This window comes from Paenibacillus sp. USHLN196, assembly GCF_037144955.1.
GTDB lineage: Bacteria > Bacillota > Bacilli > Paenibacillales > Paenibacillaceae > Paenibacillus > Paenibacillus xylanexedens_C.
This window is the reverse complement of record NZ_JBBCYH010000001.1, coordinates 475331-498030: the sequence shown is the minus strand read 5'-3', so window position 1 is coordinate 498030 and position 22700 is coordinate 475331. Positions and strand designations below refer to the sequence as shown.

The window sequence follows — 22700 nt, the reverse complement described above, 5'->3', positions numbered from 1 at the left end:
AATCGGCGAACTGCTCCATGCTAATCTGAACTAACGTTTCCCGTTAGCTTAAAAAACGTGTGGTGTATTCAACTGTAATCTTCAATCAAAGAAATTTTTCCTTCCTTAATCTCAAATGTTGTCTTTCCTTTTAATTGCAGCTTATCCCCACTCTTTAATCCATTAGGAAAATCCACGGCAAGAATACCTTCATAATCGATTCCTACCTCTACTTTGTTATTTATAACACAGTAATTGGTAATAGTCTGGCGACGGCTGGAGAACATCGTTGACGACTGTTCTGCCAACTCCCTAAATGCTGTTATTCCTCTGGTCTCCGTTGTAGTTTCTCCATTGGAAATATTCCTGAATATTATGTCATTATGTAAAAGTCCGACCATTTTTTCAATTTCAAATGAATTGTATGCTTCAAGATAATTTTCAATTATGTCCCTTATTTCTTTACTAACCATAACCATACTCCTCTCCTTTACAAAAAAGATGGTACCCTTGTTTACCTAGGCAACTTATTCTCAATGTAATATTACCATATATTGCAACTAATCTGCCCGTTAGTTGAACAAAGCAGCCGATCACTTTGATCAGCGTCGAGTTCGCCGGGAACAGAAAAGGAATCCACCCGGACCTTTCTTCTATCTCTCCTATTAATAGGTAGAAGCACTATCGTTGCGATTAGTAGAATCATATATTAATACATACAACATGAATAACTTTAAAGGAAGTGATGAGATGTTGGATTGTGCAATCCCCCCTTCAATGGATGAATATAATATAACAAGGTTATCTACCTTTCATAATGTTCTGTTCCTGTCGCACATATTTGAAGAGAGAGACCAGAGAAAAATACAAATAATCATCCTCTCTTACTCATGCCCGCACATCGCTGGGTGAGCGTCTAATCCGATATCCTTGAGCACGGCCGTAGAGTACAACAATACCCAAGAAGCAGACAAAGACGGACAAGTCTATATTGACACGAGTATGTAGGTATAAGATGGACTTCAACTTGCCGGACGTAAGGGATTTTTTCTCCCCGAACTTCAACTTATCGTGCCCAGTTAATTAAACAAAAGCAGCCGATCACGTTGGTCGGCTGCCCTTAATAAATTCGACAACCGGTTCATCGTTCAGATCTCCCTTTACCAGCTTGTCATTTAGTGCGCTTGGAATTTGCGGATTGGTTTGGTGAAAATTCCGATGAATTAAACGTCGTGAGTACATACAATTTAGCTTATAATGCTGGGCAGGAACGCTTTATAGCAGTACAAAAAGGCACCCCAAGAATTTCATTGGTTAAACCATGGGTTTATTCAATGTCTGTTCTAAAGGGTGCACTTCAATATGAGTCCGGGCTTTTGCCTATCGGTTTATTTTATTTTTCGTTGACCCGGGCAACTACAAACGGTTCGTTCAGCGCTTGCAGAGCTGCGGCCATATCTTCTGCCAAAAGTCTGCCACCGGCCGAAATAGAATATTGGAATTCATAGAAGCCGCCCAAGGTGGCCTTAAAATTCGTTTCCCAGTAATTCGTCATCAGCCAGGCATAGGCTCCTGGTTGAGCATCGGGCGCTTGCTGGGTGTGTACCTTTCGGAGTCCGTAATCCAGCGTCCCCCATTGCACAAGCGGCGTGTCCGGGACAGCAAGCAGTAGGCTGCGGTCGTTATCCTGCCAGGCAATGCCCGACTGCACAGAGGAATAATCCAGGCAGGTTCCCGGAATCTGATCTTTCCACGGGCGAACCAACCCTCCCGGCTTGTCAGCAAACAGGGTAACCGGCCCCGTGCCTCCCGAGGTGAAAGGTAAAGCCAGATATACGTTTTCTGGATTCCAAACGCTCTCTTTATGCAACCGTACCGAAATATCCAACCGGTTTTGCCGAGCATAGACCCGCAGGAACAATGAGAAATAGGCGATGCCCTTTAGCTGATAGCCTAGCTCAACCGTAGCGAATAGCGGTCCATTATCCACTGCGCGGACAGAGACGAGCTGACCAACCGAACGATCCACGTTCAGGCCTTTACGGTTGCGCCCCATTCTTGAACGGATGCTCCACACCTGGGAAGCATCCGCCGGATTCGCCGGATTCGTCACCTCATAGATGGGTGTGAAAGCACCATACGAATCATCCGGCTTGAGCAGTTCACGGCCAGTCTCCTTATCGATCCACGAGAAAACACCTCGATCTTCCGACCATGTCAAGTGTATAAAAGGCGACTCCAGCCCGTTTTGAAAAACGGTGATTGGCGCTTGCAGGCTGCTCTGCGTCAACGTATACATATCCTCCATATCGTACACCTGATCGGCACCGATCAGCTTGGAGTTGGAGGTTGACGTTAAGCAAGATTGATCCAGCTGCGCTACCAGAAGCGGGCGCAGAATCAGTATGCAATTCTCCATACTTTGAAGCTTAAGTTCCACTATACTCGTCTGCGGGTGAGTTGACTGCTGGATCAGTACTTCTCCCGTGTCCTCCCGGATCACCTCTACTCCGTTCAACAGTTCATCCGGCTCCCATCCTTCGAGATTCAACTGAACCAACTCGGTTACCTCCCGCTCCGACAGGTTCGTGACTTTGAAGCGGTAAGGCCGTCCTGGGTACAAGGTGGCAGCATTATCGGCCAGCAGCGCCTGATCCAGCGCGCGGTAAGCAAGCCTGCTTGCCTCTGCGGCGTGTGCCGCCTTGCGAACCTCAAGCAGCTGCACATTTTTGTGCCAAGGTTCATACACAGAGGAATGATAACCCCAGGTGTGCTCGGCATAGAGAGCAAGCGACTGCTCCACAGCCTCAATGTCCTGGAGACTGACGCTTTTTTGTTCAGGATCGAGCTTTTCCACCTTACGGAGCGTACGCTGCGCGTCCCGATAAATCTGGGTATGCATCGGCGTGGAGCTAACGCCGTCCGTCCACCAGTCGGGCCAATCTCCTTTATGAACAGGCAGTCCGTCTGTCCCTTCCTCCTTCAGCCGGGCAAAAAAACTGCTCAAGGTGATCATCTCCACGGAGACCACCTCCCCGCTTCGTCGATTCCACGCCTCGATCCATTCTATGATTGCGCTGTTGGGAGATCCGTTATCCGTAGGCAGCCCGGACAGCATCACCGGTACGAAATCATACGGATACCGCTCCGCCTCAAGCTGAGCCAAGTAGCGGTGGATGCGAGTATTGGCGATTGGATCGTGAATGTGTGCCGGCTCCATCCGTCTGTGGCCAAATTCATCACGAATCATGTATTTGCCAAGCGCACCGGGGCATAAGCCAAGTTCGTTGCCAAGCATGTAGTGATCTCCATTCCAGACCAGCAGGCGTTCCCCGCTTGGGGCCTCCCACCAGAAGGGAGACTGCTTGCGTCCCAGCGCATACATACCGTGATGGGTATGTATACAGCTGAATAAATGCCGGATCCCATTATCCAGCAGGCTGTCGGCATATCCCCAACTGTAGCCGTTGATATCCGCCGTCATCGCGCTGTCTATTTGGTAACCGATAGAGTCGGCATAACGCTGTGCCTTGCCGTGTATTTTGTTCAACAACAGCATGTCGGGCAGTTCGGTCATATTCAGATAAGTACCGGATAACTCAATATCACCGCGCCGCACGGCGTCGGCAAATGCAGCTTTCTCCTCATCCCCGGCTTGCTTCAAAAATTGTTCCACAGCCCAGAATGTCTCACAGGTCCAGTGGAATCCTTTCCATTCGGGTTTTATTCCATTATGGGCCTCATTAACAATATGCAGCGCCTGACGGATAAAATCGACATGATATTGCTCAATCTTTTCCTGTCGATCAGTATAACCAAGGTCGGTATGGGAATGGTGAATGACGTATATTTTCCATTCCCGATCAAGCGTAGGGAGAACTGCCTGTTTGATTTGTCGTTCGAGCGTCATATTTATTTTTCTCCTTCATTCGTGGAATAGGTACCGCTTACAAGTTGGGAAATCCCATGAAACACATGCTCCTGCATTTGTTTCTCATAATGCAAAGGAACCTTCTCGGGCAACAGTGCTTCTGAAAGTGCGCGACCAAACAATTCATGGGTGCCGGCAATTTGTCCGCCCAGGATCAGACGTGCGGGGTGAAACGCTGCCACGTACGGACGCAGCATTTCCCCGAGCAGCTGTCCGTAAAGCTGCCATACACGGATGGCGGAGGAGACTCCCTGTCTGGCCTCCATGGCCAGACGGTACACGTCTTCTCCGTCCCTTCTGGCACCAAGGCGGTCCGCCAAGGCCAGAATTCCTCGAGCTCCAAACAGATCATCGGCGGTTTCTCCCTTGAATCGCTCAGCATATAACATGCCTGAGTCGGGAATGCCCCATTTTCCACTGACAATTGACCTGCTCTCAATAAAAGCCGAGCCGAGGCCCGTTCCTAGCGTAAGGCACAGCAACCTCTCTTGAGGAAAAAGCCTGCTGATTCCCAGGGCGAACAATGCAGCATCATTGCCAAACCGAATATCTGCGGCAGCCAGCCGGGAAATCCATGCGGGAGAGGTGCTTTCCGACGCAAGCTTCATTAATTTATGCCGCAGCAGCGTTTTTAAATTCAGATCGTAGAGTTGCTCGTATTTATTCAATCCCCGGATATGGGAAATGCCTGTTTCGTATTCAAAGGGACCGGGGATAGCAAAGCCGATATGAAAGTTAAGAAAGCTGGCCGCTTCCGCGGTCTCTTTATCGGAATCACCCCGCTCCATGTAGGCGACGTAGGCAGCGGCAAGTTCCTGAATCACGGCTGCCAGATTAGCGGTGATTTCGTAGGGGCTGCCATCGGAGTGCGACGGCCTTGTGACATAGAGCTCGGGCAATAGATGCCCCCCTCTTAGAACGCCAGCCTTCAAAAAAGTTCCCCCAGCATCAATAGCGATGGTGACGTCGTTATTCATCCGCGTTCACCGGATTCCAGTGATGAGGAAGCAGGGGGATGTTCCAACCTGGTGAAACCCGTGCCCGAATCAGGGTGCACGGCAGGTCGCCCAGCGACTCAAGGCGAAAACCGCCGACTGAAGCGGGAACGATATACGCTTCTGCGTACCCCCACTCCACGGCCGCTGCCTCGTTACCAAGCGGAGTAAGCCGCACACGGTTGCCTTCTACGAGGTTAAACATGAGAAACACTCCACCCGTATCGTCGATCCACTCTCCGTCCAGCTTCAATCTTTTCACCTGAAAAAGCAGATCCTCCCGCTCACCCAGCAGCTCTTCGCTGCTGGCTCCCTGGATTCGGCATTCTTTTGGGACGGCTACCAAATGTTTATGAACATAATGGGTGTCAAATTGCTCCAGTATGTTCGGTCTGGCATGATCGCTGTTAATCGGCCGCGGCCGCCCGTCTCGATCGAGCCGCAAATGGTCATAAATTTTGAAGGTAAACCACCAGGTTGTCGAAGAGATCTCCAGTACCAGATTATTTTTACTCAAAAAATGAACAGCTCCCGGCGGGATCAGGAACAGATCACCCTTATTCGCATCCAAGATGTTCACATATTCATCGACCTTCAGCGGTTCTCCTGAGGCATGTGCGGCTTCAACCGCCTGAATAAGTTCCTCCCCGGTTGTTCCTTCGGTGAAGCCCAGCGCCACAAAAGGTTGGGGGCCTTCCTTTTGCTCCATAATGTAATAGGATTCCTGCTGCGTCATCGTTTCATTGAAGGTCTGCTCGATGTAAGTCTGCTCTGGGTGAACCTGCAAAGACAGATGATCCCCGTCTATCGTATCGAGATAATCAAACCGGATTGGAAAATAGTCGCCAAACAGTCGAACATTGCGCTCTCCCAAAATTGCTACCGGATGAGCGGATAGCAGAAGCGAAAAGGGAAGCTCCAATATAAAATCCCGATATCCAATTAAAAGGGTATTTTCCGGCGCGACAGGTTCAAAACCCCAAGCGCAGTTATCCCATCCCCGGGGCAGGCCGCATAACGCTTTCAAATATTGTCCGCCCCAAATTCCCGGCGCAAAAAACGGCTTTACTCGAAAAGGCTGTCTGGCTGCAGAAGCCAAAAGTCGTTGAAGCATGGAGACGGTGACCAAAACCGGCTGTTCCCGATTGTTCATATCTATATAGTAGTCAAAATTGTATAAGCGGCGTTTCCGATATGTCTCCCAGACGGGCCATTCCAAAAACAAGGCCTGTTTGTAGGTTTCGATCATATCCTCGCATGGTCCCAATCCCAGGGAACCCATCCCCTGCCGGTGCAGGTTCTGTTGAGTCTCTCTGGATAAGTCGCAAAAAAGAGAAACGTTAGCCGACTCCGCTGCTGTTGATAGGAAGCCGGCGCCGGGCCCGAAGGTCACAACGATGGGGGCCGACTGATCACTATTTGGCAGGTGGGGCTCTGCATTATCGGCGTAACCATAAAGCTGCAGCTGATACTCCATATCGCTGAGCCAAGCCGCCTGTGCGTTTGGCCTGAAATAATCCTCAACGGTTACGTCCGATGCCACAACGCCAAAAGCACGATTATCGGTCAGATAAGGGTGAAACTGCTTCAGCAGATCTGCTGAAGGCTTCAAATAATCAGTGCTGTCTATTTCAATTAAAACCCTGTTCTCCCGGCGGCAGCGCGACCGGAGCCTTTCCATACATTCGCTGAACGGGGCACCGTGTGTACCGTCAATGATCATATAAACGGGACGCAAACCGCTCCGGGCACCGTCGGACCAAATTTGCTCAAGCCATTCTTCATACCCATTCCAGATCCCGGACTTGGTCTCGTGATCTGGCCGAAGACGGATGAAATTGACGGGGTCGGCGTTAAAGGTCAAGGGGGTTATTCGTGGCATGCCTGCACCTCCAGCTCTCTATCGATTTATGTCATTATTGTATAGGGAGTTGGAGGGGCTGTCTTTGAACGATCAAGCTCTGTTTTTGTACAATCAGGACATCTTAGGAGGGTAGTGCAATTGGCCGGAACGGCCTTCGGCAAACTGAATGCGGCGGAATTTGGCCGGGGAAACGCCAAGCTCGCGTGTGAAAATCCGGGTAAAATAGTGCACGGACTGGAACCCGCACTGGATGGCAATATCTTTGATTGGAGTCTGTTCATTTAACAGGATCCAGGCGGCATGTTGCACACGCCGTTCCTGGATATAGTGAACGAAGGATTGCCCCAGGTTTTCCTGAAACAGCCGGGTTAGGTGGCGGGACGAAATGTGAAGGTGCTTTGACACCGTCACAAGCGTAAGCTCATTGTTCATATTATCATCTATATACCGTTTAGCCTGGCGGAATAATGTATTGGTTTCCGCTGGTTGTTCCGCTGTGTCGGCCGAATCTGCTGGTGCAGGAGCGTGCAAATCCGCTATGGATAACAGCAGAGAAGCCGAGATTTGCTTCACAGCAAGAGAAAGCGTTGCCCCCGGCAAGTCAAAAGAAGCAATAAGAGCCTGCCATAAATGGCCGGTCGGCGTAATGTCTGCTTGCGGGACTACGTTCTGTCCAAGCTCGGCAAGACGTCGGAAGGATTTGGCATAATAAGCATCTGTGGGGACTTCATCCAGCTCAAAAGCGACGTAACAAAGCGTCAGACCTGTCTGGCTGCGGATTTGATGCCATTCGCCTGGAAGAGATAGAAACGCTGTACCTTTATTTAAAGCATACTGCCGATTTTGTTCAAAGTAGCTTCCTTCCCCGTCTACCACATAACAGGCCTCGAAGAAGGAATGACGGTGAAGGGCATTGTCGAAATGGTCGGGCATGAATCCCCAATATAAAACGGACACTGAAAGCCCCGCCTGTTCCACTTTCGTAATATAACGGTTGCATATGTGATTGGCCCGGCGAAAACTCGATTCGATAGTCATAGCCCTCTTCCCCCTTCAAGCTCTCATTATACGTTTGCACAACAAAAAGGCAAACCAGAAGTCAGTCTGCCTTTTTGTATATTTTCTCCACTAAGAAAAAGATAAAATTCGGTGCCGGAGAACCACTACAGCGTAATACGGCACCATTCCGGGATTCCCAGAAACGATTCTTGAATTTCGTACCACTTGATCTCATTCACTTAAAGCTTAGGTGGAAAGCTGGAGCCATCACTGTGGTAAACGACTGTTTCCTTTAAGTATTATTCAAATCACTTCAATGCTATGCTTTCGGAAACTGAAAACAAAATGAGAACTATGAGGCCCTCTGTCTAAACCCACTTGAGATTGTAATCATTAGCATTTTAAAATAGTTCTATGAATCACTCTTGGTCTTTTCAGCCTCAAAAATGGTCTCGATCAGCACAAGTACTCTATGGACTTCATTATGCTTAATGGCACACAAGGCCTTACATCTAACGACAGAAGATTTAACCTGATCATGCAGACAGATGGCAATCTAGTGCTTTATAAACAAGGGAAGTCGCTATGGTCTACAAAAACGAGTAGTTAACAATGGACTAACTCCAGCTACCAAGTTAATGTACCAGCAGACCTAAGTGTCGATACATTGGTTTTTCAGGACGAATTTGTTCTTTATATCCGCCTATCTCTGGAAAAAGTCCTTTATAATGCTGCCTATTGAGGTTTTAAATACATCACTTATTATTTAAAAATGCATCTCATCGACAATCGGACTATGTTCTTGTCCATCGATCTATTTGGAAAGACGTTACTTAATACATCAAAGACTCAGTAAGATCGAGATATCTGTTCCCTAATTCGTCCAAAGTTCCTTAACCTGCTCTGCCAGATTATTAAGTGTTTTTCCATCTGTTTGTTTCGTAAAACTCTTCATCTCTTCACTTTCCCCTTGATAAGCAGATAAAACATAATTCTCATCAACAACATAATAGGTGGCATACCTCGTAAAAGAATAACTTCCTTGCTGTTCAGGTGCGGTTCCCTTTTTAACAGAAGCAACGATCTTCATGCCGGGTTTCAAATCTGGTTCGATTCCAATGAAATCAGCATTATAAAATAAGTTCATGGTATCCTCCACATCTGCTCCCACGATCACTTCGTCCACTTTGACTTCATACGAAACAAATGTTGGCTTATAAGGCTCTATACCTCGGGCTTTGTCTTTCTCCGCAGCATCACCTTCTGGAGTCCCTGGTTCAGCAGTTAAGGTAGATTTAAAATTAGGATTTTGCTTAATAACTTCAGCAATAATTACTGAATCTGACAATTCGAGAATTTGATCGAAAGGAACGTCTACGGTTTGTGCTAGACTAGGATTTCCTTGAGAAAGTGGGTACTGTTTGCGAAGTTCTGCTATTCTTTCATCAGAAAGACTTGAGGCGATTTGTTTATCACTAGAGCAACCCAAAACGACTAACACTAAGCTGAACAATAGTATTGTTAATGGGATTTTCTTCAACGTTTTCTCCTCCATTTCAGTATTTATTTTTAATTTCATTCATTAAACTATCCTGCCCGTTAGCTGAATAATAACAGCCGATCGATGTGGATCGGCTGTTCTAAAACTCCCTATGAAGTTATCGTCCAAAATTCTGTTACAAACTCTTGCCCTCGTCCGTATTATGGCTCAATAATTTGTCTGCCTACATTTACATCGTCTACCTTCCATAGGTTATCAACGAATTTATAGAATACAAAACGATCAACGAGCTCGAGATTGATAGGACCGCTTTCAAAGTAAGATGATTGGTGCATTCTAGCCGCCGTGGTACTGCTGTAGATAATATCAGCCTTTGTTGTTAGTAGAGCATTATTTTTAATGCCATTACTGTGTATGATCTTATTTATAAATGAGTCCGTAAAATAAGGTCTGAAATGTGTTCGAATTTGCGAATAACCTGAGAGATCGGTGGCTTCATTTATCTTTTCATTAAGTATGTTTATTCTGTCTTGATTCATTCTCCATGGCTTGAGCGGCTCTGTATGGATAAAGACCTGTTGCAGACCGATCGTTATGGTTGCTTTTCGTTCTTGTTCGGACCACAGCGCTGTTCCGCCAAAGGTTTCAGCAAAAACACGTGCGGGGACATAAGTTGTTCCATTATCGATTTTTGCTGGCACATCAAGGATGAAAGCGGCGTTATTTAATAAAGCTGTGCGAGAATTAACACGCAGCGACAGTTCTCGTTTGCCACGAATAATCGTAATGCTTTTTTTTGCCTGGTTCCAAGTTACTTCTGAATTGAATCTCTCTGAAACAGCACGCAATGGAATCAGCATTCGTCCATCTTCAATTTTCCCATTGTCAACCGTATTCGAAAAATTATCGGCGAAGCTTATCGCTGGATTACCGATTAGTATGGTACATACTAAAGAAAGTATTATTGCGAGTATTGTTTTTTTCATAGATGACTCCTCCCACGGTTCTAATAATGCAGCCCTAGCTTAATCTAAATGGATAATGGTGTAAATCGGATCGCTTCACACTAAAGTCTATAACACAAAACCCTCCAGCAAATGATGCCGGAGGGATCAAGCAGTACGTAATGAAGCTATTTTTGCTCAAATATGATTACAGTTTTGGGGTTCGCCATGTATTCTACGGGGGTTCCTAGCAACTCGGACACTAAGCGTACGGGTACAAACGAACTATTCTTCTTCAACAGTAAAGCTGCATCAAATAATACGGTTTTTCCATTCACGTTTGCTTTCTTCTCATTCACTTTCCAACGGATCGTCGTGTTGTCTTTGCTGATCGTTACCTCTTGTTTGCTTTGGTTCCAGCCTACCTTCGCACCCAATCGCTCGGATACAAATCGAATGGGGACATAAGTACGGCTCGATGCAATAAACGGAGCTTCGCTTAACTTAAAGGAACTCTCTCCAACGTAAGCAGTTTTACTCCCTATTACTAATCGCTGGGCTTTCAGTTGGGAATAGAGGGATCCTTCTCCATCGAGCTTATTGAGAAGTTGATACGTTTTGGTCGTACTTCTTAAATCCAAATAGTTACCGCTTAATTGCAATGCGTATCTTAGCGCTCCCGTGTCATAATGAGTATCGAACGTATGATTTCGAATGGGATCCAAATTCCATACACGGTTATCCGCTAGATATAAATAATGGAGTTCGCTTAGGGACTTCAAAGGCTCAAGATTGTAAACTAAATTAGAGTTTAGATTCAAGGATGACAGGTTAGACATTTTTTTCAGTGGATCTAGTTTCTTGATCTGATTGTTTTCCGCGGAAAGAGATGTCATGAGTGTCATCCCTTCAAGCTCACTGAGATCCGAGATTTGATTGCTTCCGATATCAAGGCTCATTAAACTTTTGGATAGCGGCTTTAGTGGACTCAGGTCCGAAAATTGGTTGCTCGCTAGCTTTAAATTCTTTAGCTTGGTTAATCCGCTCAAGGGCTGAATATTTGTAATCAGGTTCTCGTTCATTTCTAGCCATGTTAATTCTGTGGCCGACGATAATGCGGTAATGTTCGAGATTTGATTATCGTTCGCTTCAAATGTATGCAGTCGCCCAAGCTGCTTGATAACATCAATTGACGAAATTTGGTTCCGGTTTACGATCAACATTTCCATATCCGCCATGGCAGACAAATCCTGAATTGAAGCGATCTGATTGCTCTTAATATCAAGTTCGCGAATCTTAGTCAATGGCTTAAGTGGCGTAATATCTTTAATCTCATTTCTGGACAGGTCCAGATGTGTCAAATTTGAAGCATATTGCAAGCCTTCAATGCTTTTAATTCCTCGATTTGAAAGATCAACCAAGGTTAATGATTCCATATCTTTCTGCATAATGGCCGCACTTTCATCTTTTTTTAAAATCTGCTTTATGGCTTGCTCCAACTGCTCGTCCTGAAAATTTACTTCTAGGGGAGCCTGCTCCATATAAGCCTTTCCTGGTAAGCTGACCAAAATCACCAAAACTAATAATAGTCCTGATAAAACCTTATTCATTTTGTTCCTATCCCCTCTTGTACTGGTGTCTAATGGTAATTACGCTTATAACCGATAAAATGTTGCTGTCCAACTTTTTCCATTATGCCAAAAGTTCTTTGAAATTACATTTTGCTTGTTCAGTCAGCTTTCGAGGTACAGTTCAACCACATAATGTTAGTTGGAGCGAAACCAACGAGAATGTCTAAAAGAATCTTCTGTTTTGAAATATATAGAGTCTGTTTCTATTGAGCTTTGCACGGCTCTAACCTCAAATATCTTACTAATGCCCTTGATCATCTCATAAACCTGATCAATTCGCCTAAGATTCGCCGATTCATTTTCTTCCAGCTCCCTGGCCTTACGCCATAAATACTGATTAAAGAGCATCAGATCCGCGCAGTGGCTTTCTATACCTTGTTTCTCCATAACAGACCAATATAGTTCTACATCTGCCCCATCCTCTTGCCAATAGGCTTCTATAATGGGCATAGATCGCTCAGAAAAGCTCATTAAAGTTTTTCTTCCTGCACGATCCACTGACGCTCTGTAGAGCGCTTGAACGGCTCTACAAAGTCACTTCTGCCAAGCTTATAACATGTCAGGTATTCAGCATCACTCAAATGACCAATTGGATTCCGGAAAATAAAAATATCACCTTGTCGGGCAACCCCAACAGTCTTGCCTTATATCCAGGGACGTGTTCCTTTACCCGCACAATGATTTTTTCATTTAGCACGTCTCTTATCCCCCCACAAACGGCAAAGGATTTACTTTTCTGCCATTGATAATGATTTCGAAATGTAGATGGTTCTCGGTGCTGCTGCCGGTTGACCCACACCCGCCAAGCAAAGTTCCCGCAGCTACTTGATCCCCTACACGAGCATTGATCGAAGACAAATGGGCATAGGTAGTCACATAGCCGCCCCCATCATCCACACGTACATACTGGCCGTAACCTTTACTGGGGTTACTCGCATCTTGCCAGCTAGGCTAACGTACTTGCATGAGTTTGGCCGTCCTGATCGGTATGCTCCACCTCAATGTCTGCATTCTACCATTGTTCCTGCAATCCTCTTTCTGCGGTTTCAGATCTACATTGATCAGCTTGGTTCTGACGATCGTTAGTGTACGCCGGCGTTGCTCCTGTTCTAATGCATTATAGAAATTATCAGTTACATAAGGCTTAGACTGTTCTAAAAAATCAGTTGGACTTTCAACATCGAACGGTACGTACACCTTCAGAAATTCCGGAATAACTTTTTGGATCTCCGTTTGCATTTCTTCCGTTGGGGCCGCTACCTCTTCAGCCTCCTTCTCTGATACGGCTTGCTCATTTGGGGTGTACTGGCGAACCGGCTTCTCCTGAGTAACAGGCTGCTGCTTCTGTTCAGCAGCAGCCCGTTCTTTTTCAATGCGATTCCCTTCAAAAATCGATCCAATAAGTAAGGCTATCATACCTAAAGCTATAATTGAGCCAAGCCATGTTTTCACTGGTCCCTTCATGACTCGTCGCCCCCCCTCGTTGATAGAAGGATTTAACGGAATATTCTTAGGTGTGGAATCGGCATGATCTGCTGCTTGACGTTCTGCGCTTCAGTTCCCAAGAGATTCTACCCCTCTGGATGTTCGTATTCTCTCTGGCTGCGGTCTTCTTGGACTTGAGCTTTGGCTTGGGCTGTGTTCCCGTCTTGTGCCAGGAATGACGTTAAGAGGTACCGTCTGTGGCGCTTGTCCACTATTAGTGGTGCTATGCGGCACATGCGAGTCTATCGCTTGATCCTCATTATGCAAAGACGCAAATAATGAAGCGTACATGTTCGCGATCGAGAGGTCCATTAATAAGATCATTATCAATCTATATAACTTTTTTCTCATTAGTTAATTACGGCATATCCCCCTTCCAATCAGGCTTGGGATATATGAAACTTAAGAAAATTCCGCCTAATGCAGATGGAAACAATACAAAGGCCGTGAATTGGAGTGCTTTCATGCCTTCTATCCATACATACCCATGAATTGGACCTAGGAATTGGGCAAACGTCATAATGGCTGTATGAAAACCGATCGCAACCCATACTGTTCCTGACACTGCTCGGAGATAGCCTAGGATTAGAGCGAATCCAGGTATAAATTGAATCTGTTCTGAAGAATACAATGCACCGATTACCCAGGCAAACAATGAAAAGAGTACCGTTTGAATCATCACAACAGACCACCAAAGTGGTAGAATTGATTGCAGAAGTTTAAAAACAAACCCCCTAAAGATCAATTCCTCAGGTAGTGCCTCAATGAGAAAAACGGAAATCATGAGAAGTCCAGCACCTAACAGCATATCGCTAATAGGAGTATTTAATATGCTGACATTACTCCAACCTAGAGTGATACATAGTGTCACCCCAAATGTTGCGGGTATGAGCCAGATTAGAAAACCGGTAATAAATGAACTTAGTTTTGTTCTAAATGAACGATGTTCCCTCCATTTTAAGTTCTCCTTACTGCATCTCCCGGCAATATACAACGTTATCAATACCAGGAGAGTTATAGTTACGCCCATGAGAAGATGATGTAATTGGCTATAGCCAGACTTCATATAACTTTGTTGAAACCACAACATTAGCCGCCAGTATAGCGAGGCTGACACCAGAATAATCATTATACTCACGATAACTCTACGTAACCTAAACAGATGGTCAATCACTGTTATCCCCTCTCTCTGCTCAGAAGTTATATGTGAATACTACATTTCAACCTAGTCTCAAATTTTCGTTTGGCGAATCATGCATGGTGCTGTTTTCAGCCCTTATTGCCAGTACGGACACACTGATCTTCTGTTAGGCTGAGGAACTGAACAGATCCAGGTTAAGGCAGCCTGACTTTAAATGTGCGCATCGCTGACTTAATTCATTTAGCAATCGGTTCGTTGCCATCCGCTTCCGCACCACCGCGATGTAACTGAGCATAACACCCTGGTAATCGGACGAAGTCCTGTTCCTTCATTAAGATTATAAACTACGAAAGCTTAATTTGGTTATTAAATGGGCAATTCGGAAATAATTCACTCATACCGCCTATAGGAGGGAATAACTTTATGAATTCTAATGATTCTCAATCATCAGAGCAGAATGCTTATGTGAAAGAACTGAACGCCCTATTTATCCCTTTGGATGGCATGGAGAATCTGGACCGCATGGTTGACGCGATCGGAGATGCAGATATTGTATTGCTCGGCGAAGCAAGCCATGGGACAGCTGACTTCTACCGATATCGTGCCGAACTATCGAAGAGACTGATTGCAAGTAAGGGATTCAATATCATCGGCGTGGAGGGTGATTGGCCTGCTTATCGGCTGAACCGGTATGTGAAAGGAATGTCGGGATCCGATTCTTCGGCATCCGATGCACTGGGGGATTTTACCCGCTGGCCAACCTGGATGTGGGCGAATACGGATATTTGTGATTTTGCCGAGTGGCTGAAGGAGCATAATGCAGCGAATCACACTGAAAGCAGTGAACGTCCGAAGGTTGGATTCTATGGTATAGACATGTATTCATTGTGGGAATCGATGGAGGCCATTATCGGTTATTTGGAGGAAACAAAGTCTCCCCAACTGGAACAGGCACGCCGTACATACGCTTGTTTCGATCCTTACAGTAAGGATCATCAGAGTTATGGCATCGCGGCAGGATTACTTTCGGAGAGCTGTGAGAATGAAGTGGTTGAACTGCTAAAACAAATGCAGAACCGGCGCATGGCGCATCCAGGTAGTGAGGAAGAACTGAATGCTGAGGTCAATATGCTGGTTACTTCAAGCTCCGAGGCCTATTACCGTACGATGGTCCGAGGCGGTCCGGAATCCTGGAATGTTCGGGATAAACATATGGTTGAATCGCTAAAGAGAATCATGTCCTTTTATGGAAAATCTGCCAAAGCCATCGTCTGGGAGCACAATACTCATATTGGTGACGCGCGGGCAACGGATATGATACAGGATGGCATGGTGAATGTGGGTCAGCTGCTGCGAGAGGACCCGGAACACCGTGTGTTTGCCGTTGGCTTTGGAACCTATCAGGGTGAGGTACTCGCGGGAAGAGCTTGGGGAGATCCTGTGGAGAAAATGATTGTTCCACCTGGAGAGCCAGGAAGCTGGGAGGATTACATGCACCGGGCAGGTGAAGGCCGGGATGGCCTGGTCATGCTCTCCGATGCATCCTCCGTCTTGCATAAAGTCATTGGCCACCGTGCGATCGGTGTGGTATATAATCCTGATCATGAGCGCTACGGCAATTATGTACCTTCCAACATGGCGGATCGTTATGATGCGTTTATTCATATCGATCGGACCAGCGCTCTTCAGCCACTGCAAGTGCATCAGCCCGTTGCAATAGAAGCTTTATTTTCAACATAACGGATCTTCCTAAACGTCTGGTGGTGTCGAAGGCAGATTCCAACATAAAAGCAGCAGTCTCTGAATCGTTCAATCGAAACGGGAGACTGCTGTTTTTTTATTGGACTATCGTTTAGCGTCAGTAAATGAATAAAGAACTAACATGGTCAGCTCCTTCGAACTTAGTTCCGAATCTTAACTATGAAAAATATCGTCTTATAATATAACTTGGAGTACAGCTCCATGCGTGGCAATAGCTATTGACCAAATTACTGCCGTAAGGAGAAAACGTTTTGTCTTCCGGGTCATAGAGCTCCCAAAACGTGTCTGCTCCATTTTTCAGCATACCGCCCCAATATTTTCGGATATGTTCCATGGCTTTTTCCCTTTGCCCGCTCAGAACCAATGCATCTACGTAATGATGAACCATATACGGGGTGGCCATGCCAATGGCATTTTCGTTGCGTTCCAGTCGTTCGAGCAGCTTCCTGGCAAGAGGCGCATCAACAACCTCGGCAAGAATCATCCATACCTGAGATGCCCAGGACACCTGTCTCGCTTCCCCACTAATGAAATATTCCTGTTCTTCGTCCCATAAATATCGTATTTGAACCCTAATCCAGGCCTCCTGCTCCGATTTTCCCAGATCATGGGCGATCTTCAACGCTCTTCTCATGTTGTAAATGAGCACTGCCTGGGCACCAGCCTGCTTGTTAAGTTCATCATGCCAGTCGAGGAAGCAATACCACGTGTCATCATCTTGTACAAGTCCATGCCCTTCTAGTCTGGCAAGTGAAATGTGAATCTGCTCGTATGCCACCGGCCAGAGTTCTTCCAGCGTATCCCGGTCCCCGTTCGCTTCGTAGTAATTATACTGCAACACTAAGTAAAAGCGGATACGTGCTCCATGTGACACGCAAAGGCCCGATCTCCGAAAAAGAAGCTCTAGAGCAATCTATGGACTTAAAGCAGGTTATCGCAGTTGCCGACACTTGGATGGCGCGCTGGTCTGACGAACGTCTGACATTGGTAGCGAAAGAGATTAAAGATACCTTCATTTATCTCACGTATATTCCAGTAAGGGAGCAAGTCTCCATTCCGCAGATGAAAGTCGTATGGAAATTTGATCGCCGTACCGGTGTATTGAAGAGCTTTGATGCGTCTAATTATTATTCCAATTACAATAAAACCTTCCCAATTCACCCGAAGCTGACAGCGGAGCAAGCCTCCGCGAAGCTTGGCCCAAAAATAAAGGCCTCGGGTAAGCCAAAGCTGGAGCTCCACAACGACAAGCTCGTATATGCATTCCCCGTCACTGGAATCGAAGGGGTTTCTCACGTATACGTAAACGCCCGCACAGGCGCTGGCGAAGGCATCGATTACAACCTATAACTACAACAAAACTAGGCAACCCCACGAACACCTCACTACGGGCAGCCTAGATTTTTGCGTACCGATGTGGGGCCACCACTTCTTTTCATTTATGCTTCTCCTAACTCGAATAATCTATTATCTTCTCAATATACTATTTAATTCAACTATTCTGCCCGTTGGCTTAATGAGGCATCATCACTCTAATATAATTTCTTCGTTCTCTACCGTTCCTAAAGGTATACAAAAAGGATCGTCAGCATTTCTGCAACGATCCCTATTATCAAACCACTAGTTGAAAACAGCGGCCTATCACGTTTATACCTTCTTAGTTTATGAACTAATGTTTCCCTTTTAAGGATGAGAACCCTACTTTAAATTACTAAAATCGTCTACGTAATACCCTTCAGAATCCCAGTAATCTTCGTATTCTTTATAAATATCAATTATCTTCTCTTTAGGCTTTCCGCAACGTTCAAGAAGCCAATTCATTATATAATGGATATCTTTATTTTCATCTTCCCAAATAAAATCTAGTACCCCTGACTCTCTTGCTCCACTGTCCGGTACATAAATTGCATATTCTGATGAAAAATAACGGGCTAAATCGAAAGCAACTTTCTTTAAATAAAGCTGAAGCTCCTCCTCTAGGAGAAAGCTTCTCCATCTTATATAATGATGAAAATAACAGACCTTTTCCGAGAATGTAAAATCCATCCCGCAAGGTCCACTGATTTCCAAAGTGCCACCAATTCCTTCATGAACCGTAAAAGGCTTATCCTCATCCTTAGGGTTATGTGGAAGCAGGAAGTTAATGAATTCATCAACGTGCTTTAATGATCTAGAATTTAGTGCATGACATAATATTTCAATTTTATCTCTATTGAACTTATGGCCTATGAAAGCTGTGAAATCTGCCCCCATCTTCTTCCGCTCCCTTAAATCAATTTCAAAAACCTCTTGAATAAGAAGGTACTGCTCCTAACAAACTCATTTTAACACATACTGGAACTACAATCGGTACAAGTTCTTGTCCTCAACAGCTAGTTAAAGTACCAATTTAATACCTAGCTTGATCTTGACCCCTCGACCACGCGAGCACATTTCATTTTCTACTGCTTGGTTAGTAGCTGGCTCCTGCTGCGAGTTACGAAGCATTTCCCTGATATGCGGCTTAAGTTTAGTTTAGACTCCAGCAGCCGGACCTTTTCTTAAGTAAATACTGTTTTCTCATAATGATGTTCTTAGTAGTCTGAACAATTGGAATGGTCTTGGTGGTCGAACACTCGTTCCTCATCCTATGAGGAGTAGGATACAGTTTAAGTGCAAAAGTATTTTTTATATACGGATATTCGGAATCCGGTAGTTACCGTTTCTTTTGTTACTATCTAGAAGTGAATTTACTTGGTAACTAAAAAAATACCCGCATTAAGCGGGTGAGGGAAACTATGATAAAGGAAAAGTCTCCCTTATTAGTCTGAAACAACGAGGCCATCAAAGGTTTCAGGACATATTCTGTCTACAACCTAGCTAATAAATTCTGTACATGGCTTATGTGAAATTCGGTGGCAGATTGCGATTGCGAATAGCCCCATACAGCATAGGAATGGAAATCAGAAGACTGATGATAACCGGAACCACAGACCCCTCCAGTCCAAAATCACCTCCAGTGAGAAGTGAAGGACCATGCACTTTCACAATAAACAGACCGGCTGAACTGTGTCCAGAAACAGGAATGCCAAGCAAACCTTCAAGTGCATTCCAGGAAAAATGTAGCCCCATAACAAACCACAGATTTCGTCTCCATAAATAAGCGGCTCCGAGTAGAAGACCCGCTTCTAATGATAAGGCGAACGCGCTCCATAATGTTGCTCCTGTATTCCCAAGATGGGCTATTCCAAAGAATAGAGAAGTGACAGCGAGCCCGGTCCAAGTTCCCAGCAATTTATTTATGGCTTGAAACACTAGTCCACGAAAGATAAGTTCCTCGACAATGGCTGCGCCTAAAGCTGCTTCAATAGAAACGATTAGAACAGTAACCGTGTCCGCATCATTTGCCCATTGAAAGGTGTAACCTCCCAATAAAACAATAATAATAGTAGATAGGGCAATAAAGATAAGCCCGGTGAGTGCTCCCATAACAGCTTCAACTCCTGCGCCCTTTCTTGATAATTCAGGAATGGACCGACGAGCCAAATATTTCATGATGAGCATATAGACCATGATCGCCAGAAAGCCCAACGTTAATGTCAACAGAAGAGAAACCAAGCCCGGTGCTTGCTCTACTAGCGGCCGGATGAGCGCATCCACAAGAATTATACCGATGGTCCCCGCTATCATCCAGATGATTGGGAAGTGCCAAAACAAATTCCATTTGCTTAATTTTTCATCCATCTGCGAATGTTCTTTGTGTGCAGATCTTTTCTTCATATCTTGAGTCAGCCCCTTTATAGATTGATGATAGTTATGAGTATAGGCTGAAAAAGTCATAAAGTGACAGTGCACTTTTGTCATGATAAAGTCATGTGACTATACCCCTAAGAAGCCGGCAACTATATAAGTTGCCGGCTTCTTAGGTATGTTTATCTTAGTTATTCATGATTCCCGGGTCTCTGGCTTTGCGGGCCGCGCCTTGTCCTCCCTTTACATTGAGTTTTGAGTAGATCGCTGAAATATAATTCTTAACCGTTCCTTCACTAAGATACAAAGCCTCTGCAATTTCTTGATTACGCATGCCAGAAGCCAGCTTATGTAATACTTCAATTTCACGGCTACTAAGCCCATATTCATTATTTTTAATAGCGGATACCGTATTCATACTTTTGATCATTTTACTCGCCATCTCCTGCGAGATTAACGTCCCTCCCGCATGAACCACCCGTCATCCCGGCAGTTAGTCCTGTCCGATGACCCGCCTCAGCAGGATCTGCTCACCGGAGACTGGAGCTTCGAAATTCCTATGAAGAAAAAATTATGAATGAAAAGCCAACGGCCAAAGCGCGCCCTTACAGGATTCAACCAAAATGTAGTGGACATCGATAACTGCAGGCTCCTCTTTAGCCCGAATCGTGCATAGTAAGAATGCGTCTTTTGCTCAGTGTTGGATATAACACCTGCCCTCTGTTTCTCCCAGGCAAACGAACCTTGTTTATCTCGGACCTATTCATTGTACTCCCTAAACTTCAACTTATAGTGCTAACTAAATGAACAAAAAAACAGCCAGTCACGTTATCGGCTGTTTTTTGTTCATTTAATTTTATTGAGCTATCGTTCCCGTTTGCTTAATACACTATACCCTAGTACAACTAAACACTTCTTTGAAGCTTGACATCAAACTCTGTCGTTGACGCAGTAATATACTCCATATAATTCACAGATCCGTTAAAGTTCAAATAAGCTTCATAACGCATGCGGATTCCAGGTAAAGTAATCAAATCCAGAACATTTTCCTGTGGTACCCACCTACATTCGCTCGTTTCATTAGAAGTAGCTAACTCTCCACCCACAGCTTTACACACGAAATCAAACATGACCTTCGTAGGGACATCAGTCACACCGTCATACCACTTATGGATTGCTGTATTCGAAACAACACTAATCAAATGGCTAACCGTGGCATCTATTCCACTTTCCTCTTTGATTTCACGAATGACGCCATCAATCAGGTTTTCTCCTACTTCAGTTATCCCACCAGGATACACCCAACCATCGTCATGAGCTTTTACTAAAAGGATATTTCCAGTTCCATCTTCTACAATTCCGCCTGCAGATACAATATGTGTCGGGAACGCCATTTTACAACCTCCAAATAAGATAAAGTTGTATATTTATTCCACACAATTCCTACACTTTCCTGCCTTTGTGGATTTCTAAAAGATACTGCCGGCATGATTGAACCAACCTGCCCGTTGGCTTAATGAGGCATTATCACTCTAATATAATTTCTTCGTTCTCTACCGTCCCTAAAGGTATATAAAAAGGATCGTCAGCTTTTCTGCAACGATCCCTATTATCATCCACTAGTTGTAAACCGCAGTTGATCACGAGGATGCTTTAAGCTAACATTTCTACGTCCTCGTAAAGTTCAAAAGTTTCAGCCCATTAGAGATATATTCAAATGGCGGGAAACCAAGATTGTTATTTGAAAGCTGCTTCCGAAGTTTTAACATTTCACAAATTTGTTCGTCAATTTTATAAATTCGTTCGTCATAATGCTCCGTTGGACGTTCAAAGGGCATTCGTTTCAACATTGATCTTCCCAGTATAACTAAAATTTATTAAGTTACCTTGGTTTTGTTATTGAATTCTATCTGAATTTATCCTCCACCTTCACTAAACTATCCTGCTCGTTAGTTGAACTTAATAGAACACCTGTAGAGAATTTGTGATGCATGAAAGTATAATAATTCAACGGTTAATGCATTCAACGTCGATACCAATAAATATATACTAATCCCACCACGTTAAGATAATGAATCACAATGGAATCGGAGGTGTAAATGCCATGAATCAAAATGTTACTTTAATAGGCAAGACAATAAAACTCTTACCCCTAGAATCTAAACATAAAGAAGATTTACTTGAAACACTGATGAATCCAAACATATGGGAATTTACTTGGAGAAAAAATGCAACATATGATGATATTAAGCATTTAATCGATCAAGCCATACAAAACCAGCTTCATGGTACCCAACTCCCTTTCGTCATCGTCGAACTCATGTCGGAAAAAATTATTGGAACCACAAGAATCGGAGATATTGATATGATCAATCAAAATGCGGAAATCGGCTGGACATGGCTAACACCAACTTACTGGCGTACAGGTGTAAATACGGAATGTAAGTTTTTACTGTTAAATTATTGCTTCGAACAATTAGCGCTAGTCCGCGTGCAATTTTCCATCAGCGGCTATAACATAAGGTCACAGCGAGCGATAGAACGGATTGGGGCAACTAAAGAAGGCATATTTAGGAAGCATAGGCGGGATACTCAAGGTAGATTTCATGACAATGTTTTTTATAGCATTACGGATAACGACTGGCCTGAGGTAAAAAGCACTCTTGAACATATGATCCATATAAAATACTCGCCAAAAAACACAAGATAGATGTTTGTACAAAAGAAAGTAAAAGAAGCA

Annotated in this window: 19 protein-coding genes and 1 pseudogene; 3 read left to right on the top strand and 17 right to left on the bottom strand. The window is 44.7% G+C overall.

What is annotated here, in order from left to right; genetic code table 11:
* Positions 1-68 precede the first annotated feature (68 nt).
* The 12 genes and pseudogenes from WFI24_RS02110 to WFI24_RS02055 form a co-directional block, all read right to left on the bottom strand.
* A complete protein-coding gene (locus WFI24_RS02110; protein ID WP_336758376.1) occupies positions 69-452 on the bottom strand; it encodes a nuclear transport factor 2 family protein in 384 nt (127 codons plus the stop codon).
* 920 nt (positions 453-1372) lie between these two features.
* Complete coding sequence (locus WFI24_RS02105) at positions 1373-3889, bottom strand: glycoside hydrolase (RefSeq protein WP_336758374.1); 2517 nt, start codon at positions 3887-3889, stop codon at positions 1373-1375.
* A 2-nt stretch (positions 3890-3891) separates the two neighbouring features.
* Entirely contained in the window at positions 3892-4887 is a 996-nt protein-coding gene (locus WFI24_RS02100) for an ROK family protein (RefSeq protein WP_336758373.1), read from the bottom strand.
* Positions 4880-6787 carry a class I mannose-6-phosphate isomerase gene (locus tag WFI24_RS02095; protein WP_336758372.1) on the bottom strand — a complete coding sequence of 636 codons (1908 nt, stop codon included), beginning with the start codon at positions 6785-6787 and terminating at the stop codon, positions 4880-4882. The genes WFI24_RS02100 and WFI24_RS02095 overlap by 8 nt, the downstream gene beginning before the upstream one ends.
* Positions 6788-6880: 93 nt before the next feature.
* Positions 6881-7807: an AraC family transcriptional regulator gene (locus WFI24_RS02090; protein ID WP_336758371.1), complete on the bottom strand. Its 927-nt coding sequence runs from the start codon at positions 7805-7807 to the stop codon at positions 6881-6883.
* Positions 7808-8642: 835 nt separating this feature from the next.
* Complete coding sequence (locus WFI24_RS02085) at positions 8643-9347, bottom strand: hypothetical protein (protein WP_336758370.1); 705 nt, start codon at positions 9345-9347, stop codon at positions 8643-8645.
* A gap of 122 nt (positions 9348-9469) precedes the next feature.
* Positions 9470-10255: a copper amine oxidase N-terminal domain-containing protein gene (locus WFI24_RS02080; protein WP_336758369.1), complete on the bottom strand. Its 786-nt coding sequence runs from the start codon at positions 10253-10255 to the stop codon at positions 9470-9472.
* 146 nt (positions 10256-10401) lie between these two features.
* The gene (locus WFI24_RS02075) at positions 10402-11823 is read right to left on the bottom strand and encodes a stalk domain-containing protein (protein ID WP_336758368.1); all 1422 of its coding nucleotides are present in this window, start codon (positions 11821-11823) and stop codon (positions 10402-10404) included.
* 156 nt (positions 11824-11979) lie between these two features.
* Positions 11980-12315, bottom strand: coding sequence for a hypothetical protein (locus WFI24_RS02070; protein ID WP_336758367.1), 336 nt, complete (start codon positions 12313-12315; stop codon positions 11980-11982).
* Between the two features lie 231 nt (positions 12316-12546).
* A pseudogene (locus WFI24_RS02065) lies at positions 12547-12762 on the bottom strand (M23 family metallopeptidase); the annotation flags it as partial.
* A 33-nt stretch (positions 12763-12795) separates the two neighbouring features.
* On the bottom strand, positions 12796-13308 hold the full coding sequence (locus tag WFI24_RS02060) for a hypothetical protein (RefSeq protein WP_336758365.1): 513 nt from the start codon (positions 13306-13308) through the stop codon (positions 12796-12798).
* Positions 13309-13687: 379 nt separating this feature from the next.
* The gene (locus WFI24_RS02055) at positions 13688-14503 is read right to left on the bottom strand and encodes a CPBP family intramembrane glutamic endopeptidase (protein WP_336758364.1); all 816 of its coding nucleotides are present in this window, start codon (positions 14501-14503) and stop codon (positions 13688-13690) included.
* Between the two features lie 390 nt (positions 14504-14893).
* Between WFI24_RS02055 and WFI24_RS02050 the strand changes: the two genes are divergently transcribed.
* Positions 14894-16210: an erythromycin esterase family protein gene (locus WFI24_RS02050; RefSeq protein ID WP_336758363.1), complete on the top strand. Its 1317-nt coding sequence runs from the start codon at positions 14894-14896 to the stop codon at positions 16208-16210.
* A 178-nt stretch (positions 16211-16388) separates the two neighbouring features.
* On the opposite strand, the gene WFI24_RS02045 is transcribed toward WFI24_RS02050, so the two are convergent.
* Positions 16389-17105: an alpha-L-rhamnosidase-related protein gene (locus WFI24_RS02045; protein WP_336758362.1), complete on the bottom strand. Its 717-nt coding sequence runs from the start codon at positions 17103-17105 to the stop codon at positions 16389-16391.
* Here WFI24_RS02045 and WFI24_RS02040 point away from each other — a divergent pair.
* A complete protein-coding gene (locus WFI24_RS02040) occupies positions 17099-17581 on the top strand; it encodes a PepSY domain-containing protein (protein ID WP_336758360.1) in 483 nt (160 codons plus the stop codon). The genes WFI24_RS02045 and WFI24_RS02040 overlap by 7 nt on opposite strands.
* A gap of 348 nt (positions 17582-17929) precedes the next feature.
* On the opposite strand, the gene WFI24_RS02035 is transcribed toward WFI24_RS02040, so the two are convergent.
* The 4 genes from WFI24_RS02035 to WFI24_RS02020 form a co-directional block, all read right to left on the bottom strand.
* A complete protein-coding gene (locus WFI24_RS02035; protein ID WP_336758358.1) occupies positions 17930-18484 on the bottom strand; it encodes a hypothetical protein in 555 nt (184 codons plus the stop codon).
* Positions 18485-19111: 627 nt separating this feature from the next.
* Positions 19112-19990 carry a CPBP family intramembrane glutamic endopeptidase gene (locus tag WFI24_RS02030; protein WP_336758356.1) on the bottom strand — a complete coding sequence of 293 codons (879 nt, stop codon included), beginning with the start codon at positions 19988-19990 and terminating at the stop codon, positions 19112-19114.
* Positions 19991-20147: 157 nt separating this feature from the next.
* Positions 20148-20390 carry a response regulator transcription factor gene (locus WFI24_RS02025; RefSeq protein ID WP_336758354.1) on the bottom strand — a complete coding sequence of 81 codons (243 nt, stop codon included), beginning with the start codon at positions 20388-20390 and terminating at the stop codon, positions 20148-20150.
* A gap of 475 nt (positions 20391-20865) precedes the next feature.
* Positions 20866-21354 carry an NUDIX hydrolase gene (locus WFI24_RS02020; protein ID WP_336758352.1) on the bottom strand — a complete coding sequence of 163 codons (489 nt, stop codon included), beginning with the start codon at positions 21352-21354 and terminating at the stop codon, positions 20866-20868.
* Between the two features lie 710 nt (positions 21355-22064).
* On the opposite strand from WFI24_RS02020, the gene WFI24_RS02015 reads away from it, so the two are divergent.
* Complete coding sequence (locus WFI24_RS02015) at positions 22065-22670, top strand: GNAT family N-acetyltransferase (protein ID WP_336758351.1); 606 nt, start codon at positions 22065-22067, stop codon at positions 22668-22670.
* The last annotated feature ends 30 nt before the right edge of the window (positions 22671-22700 follow it).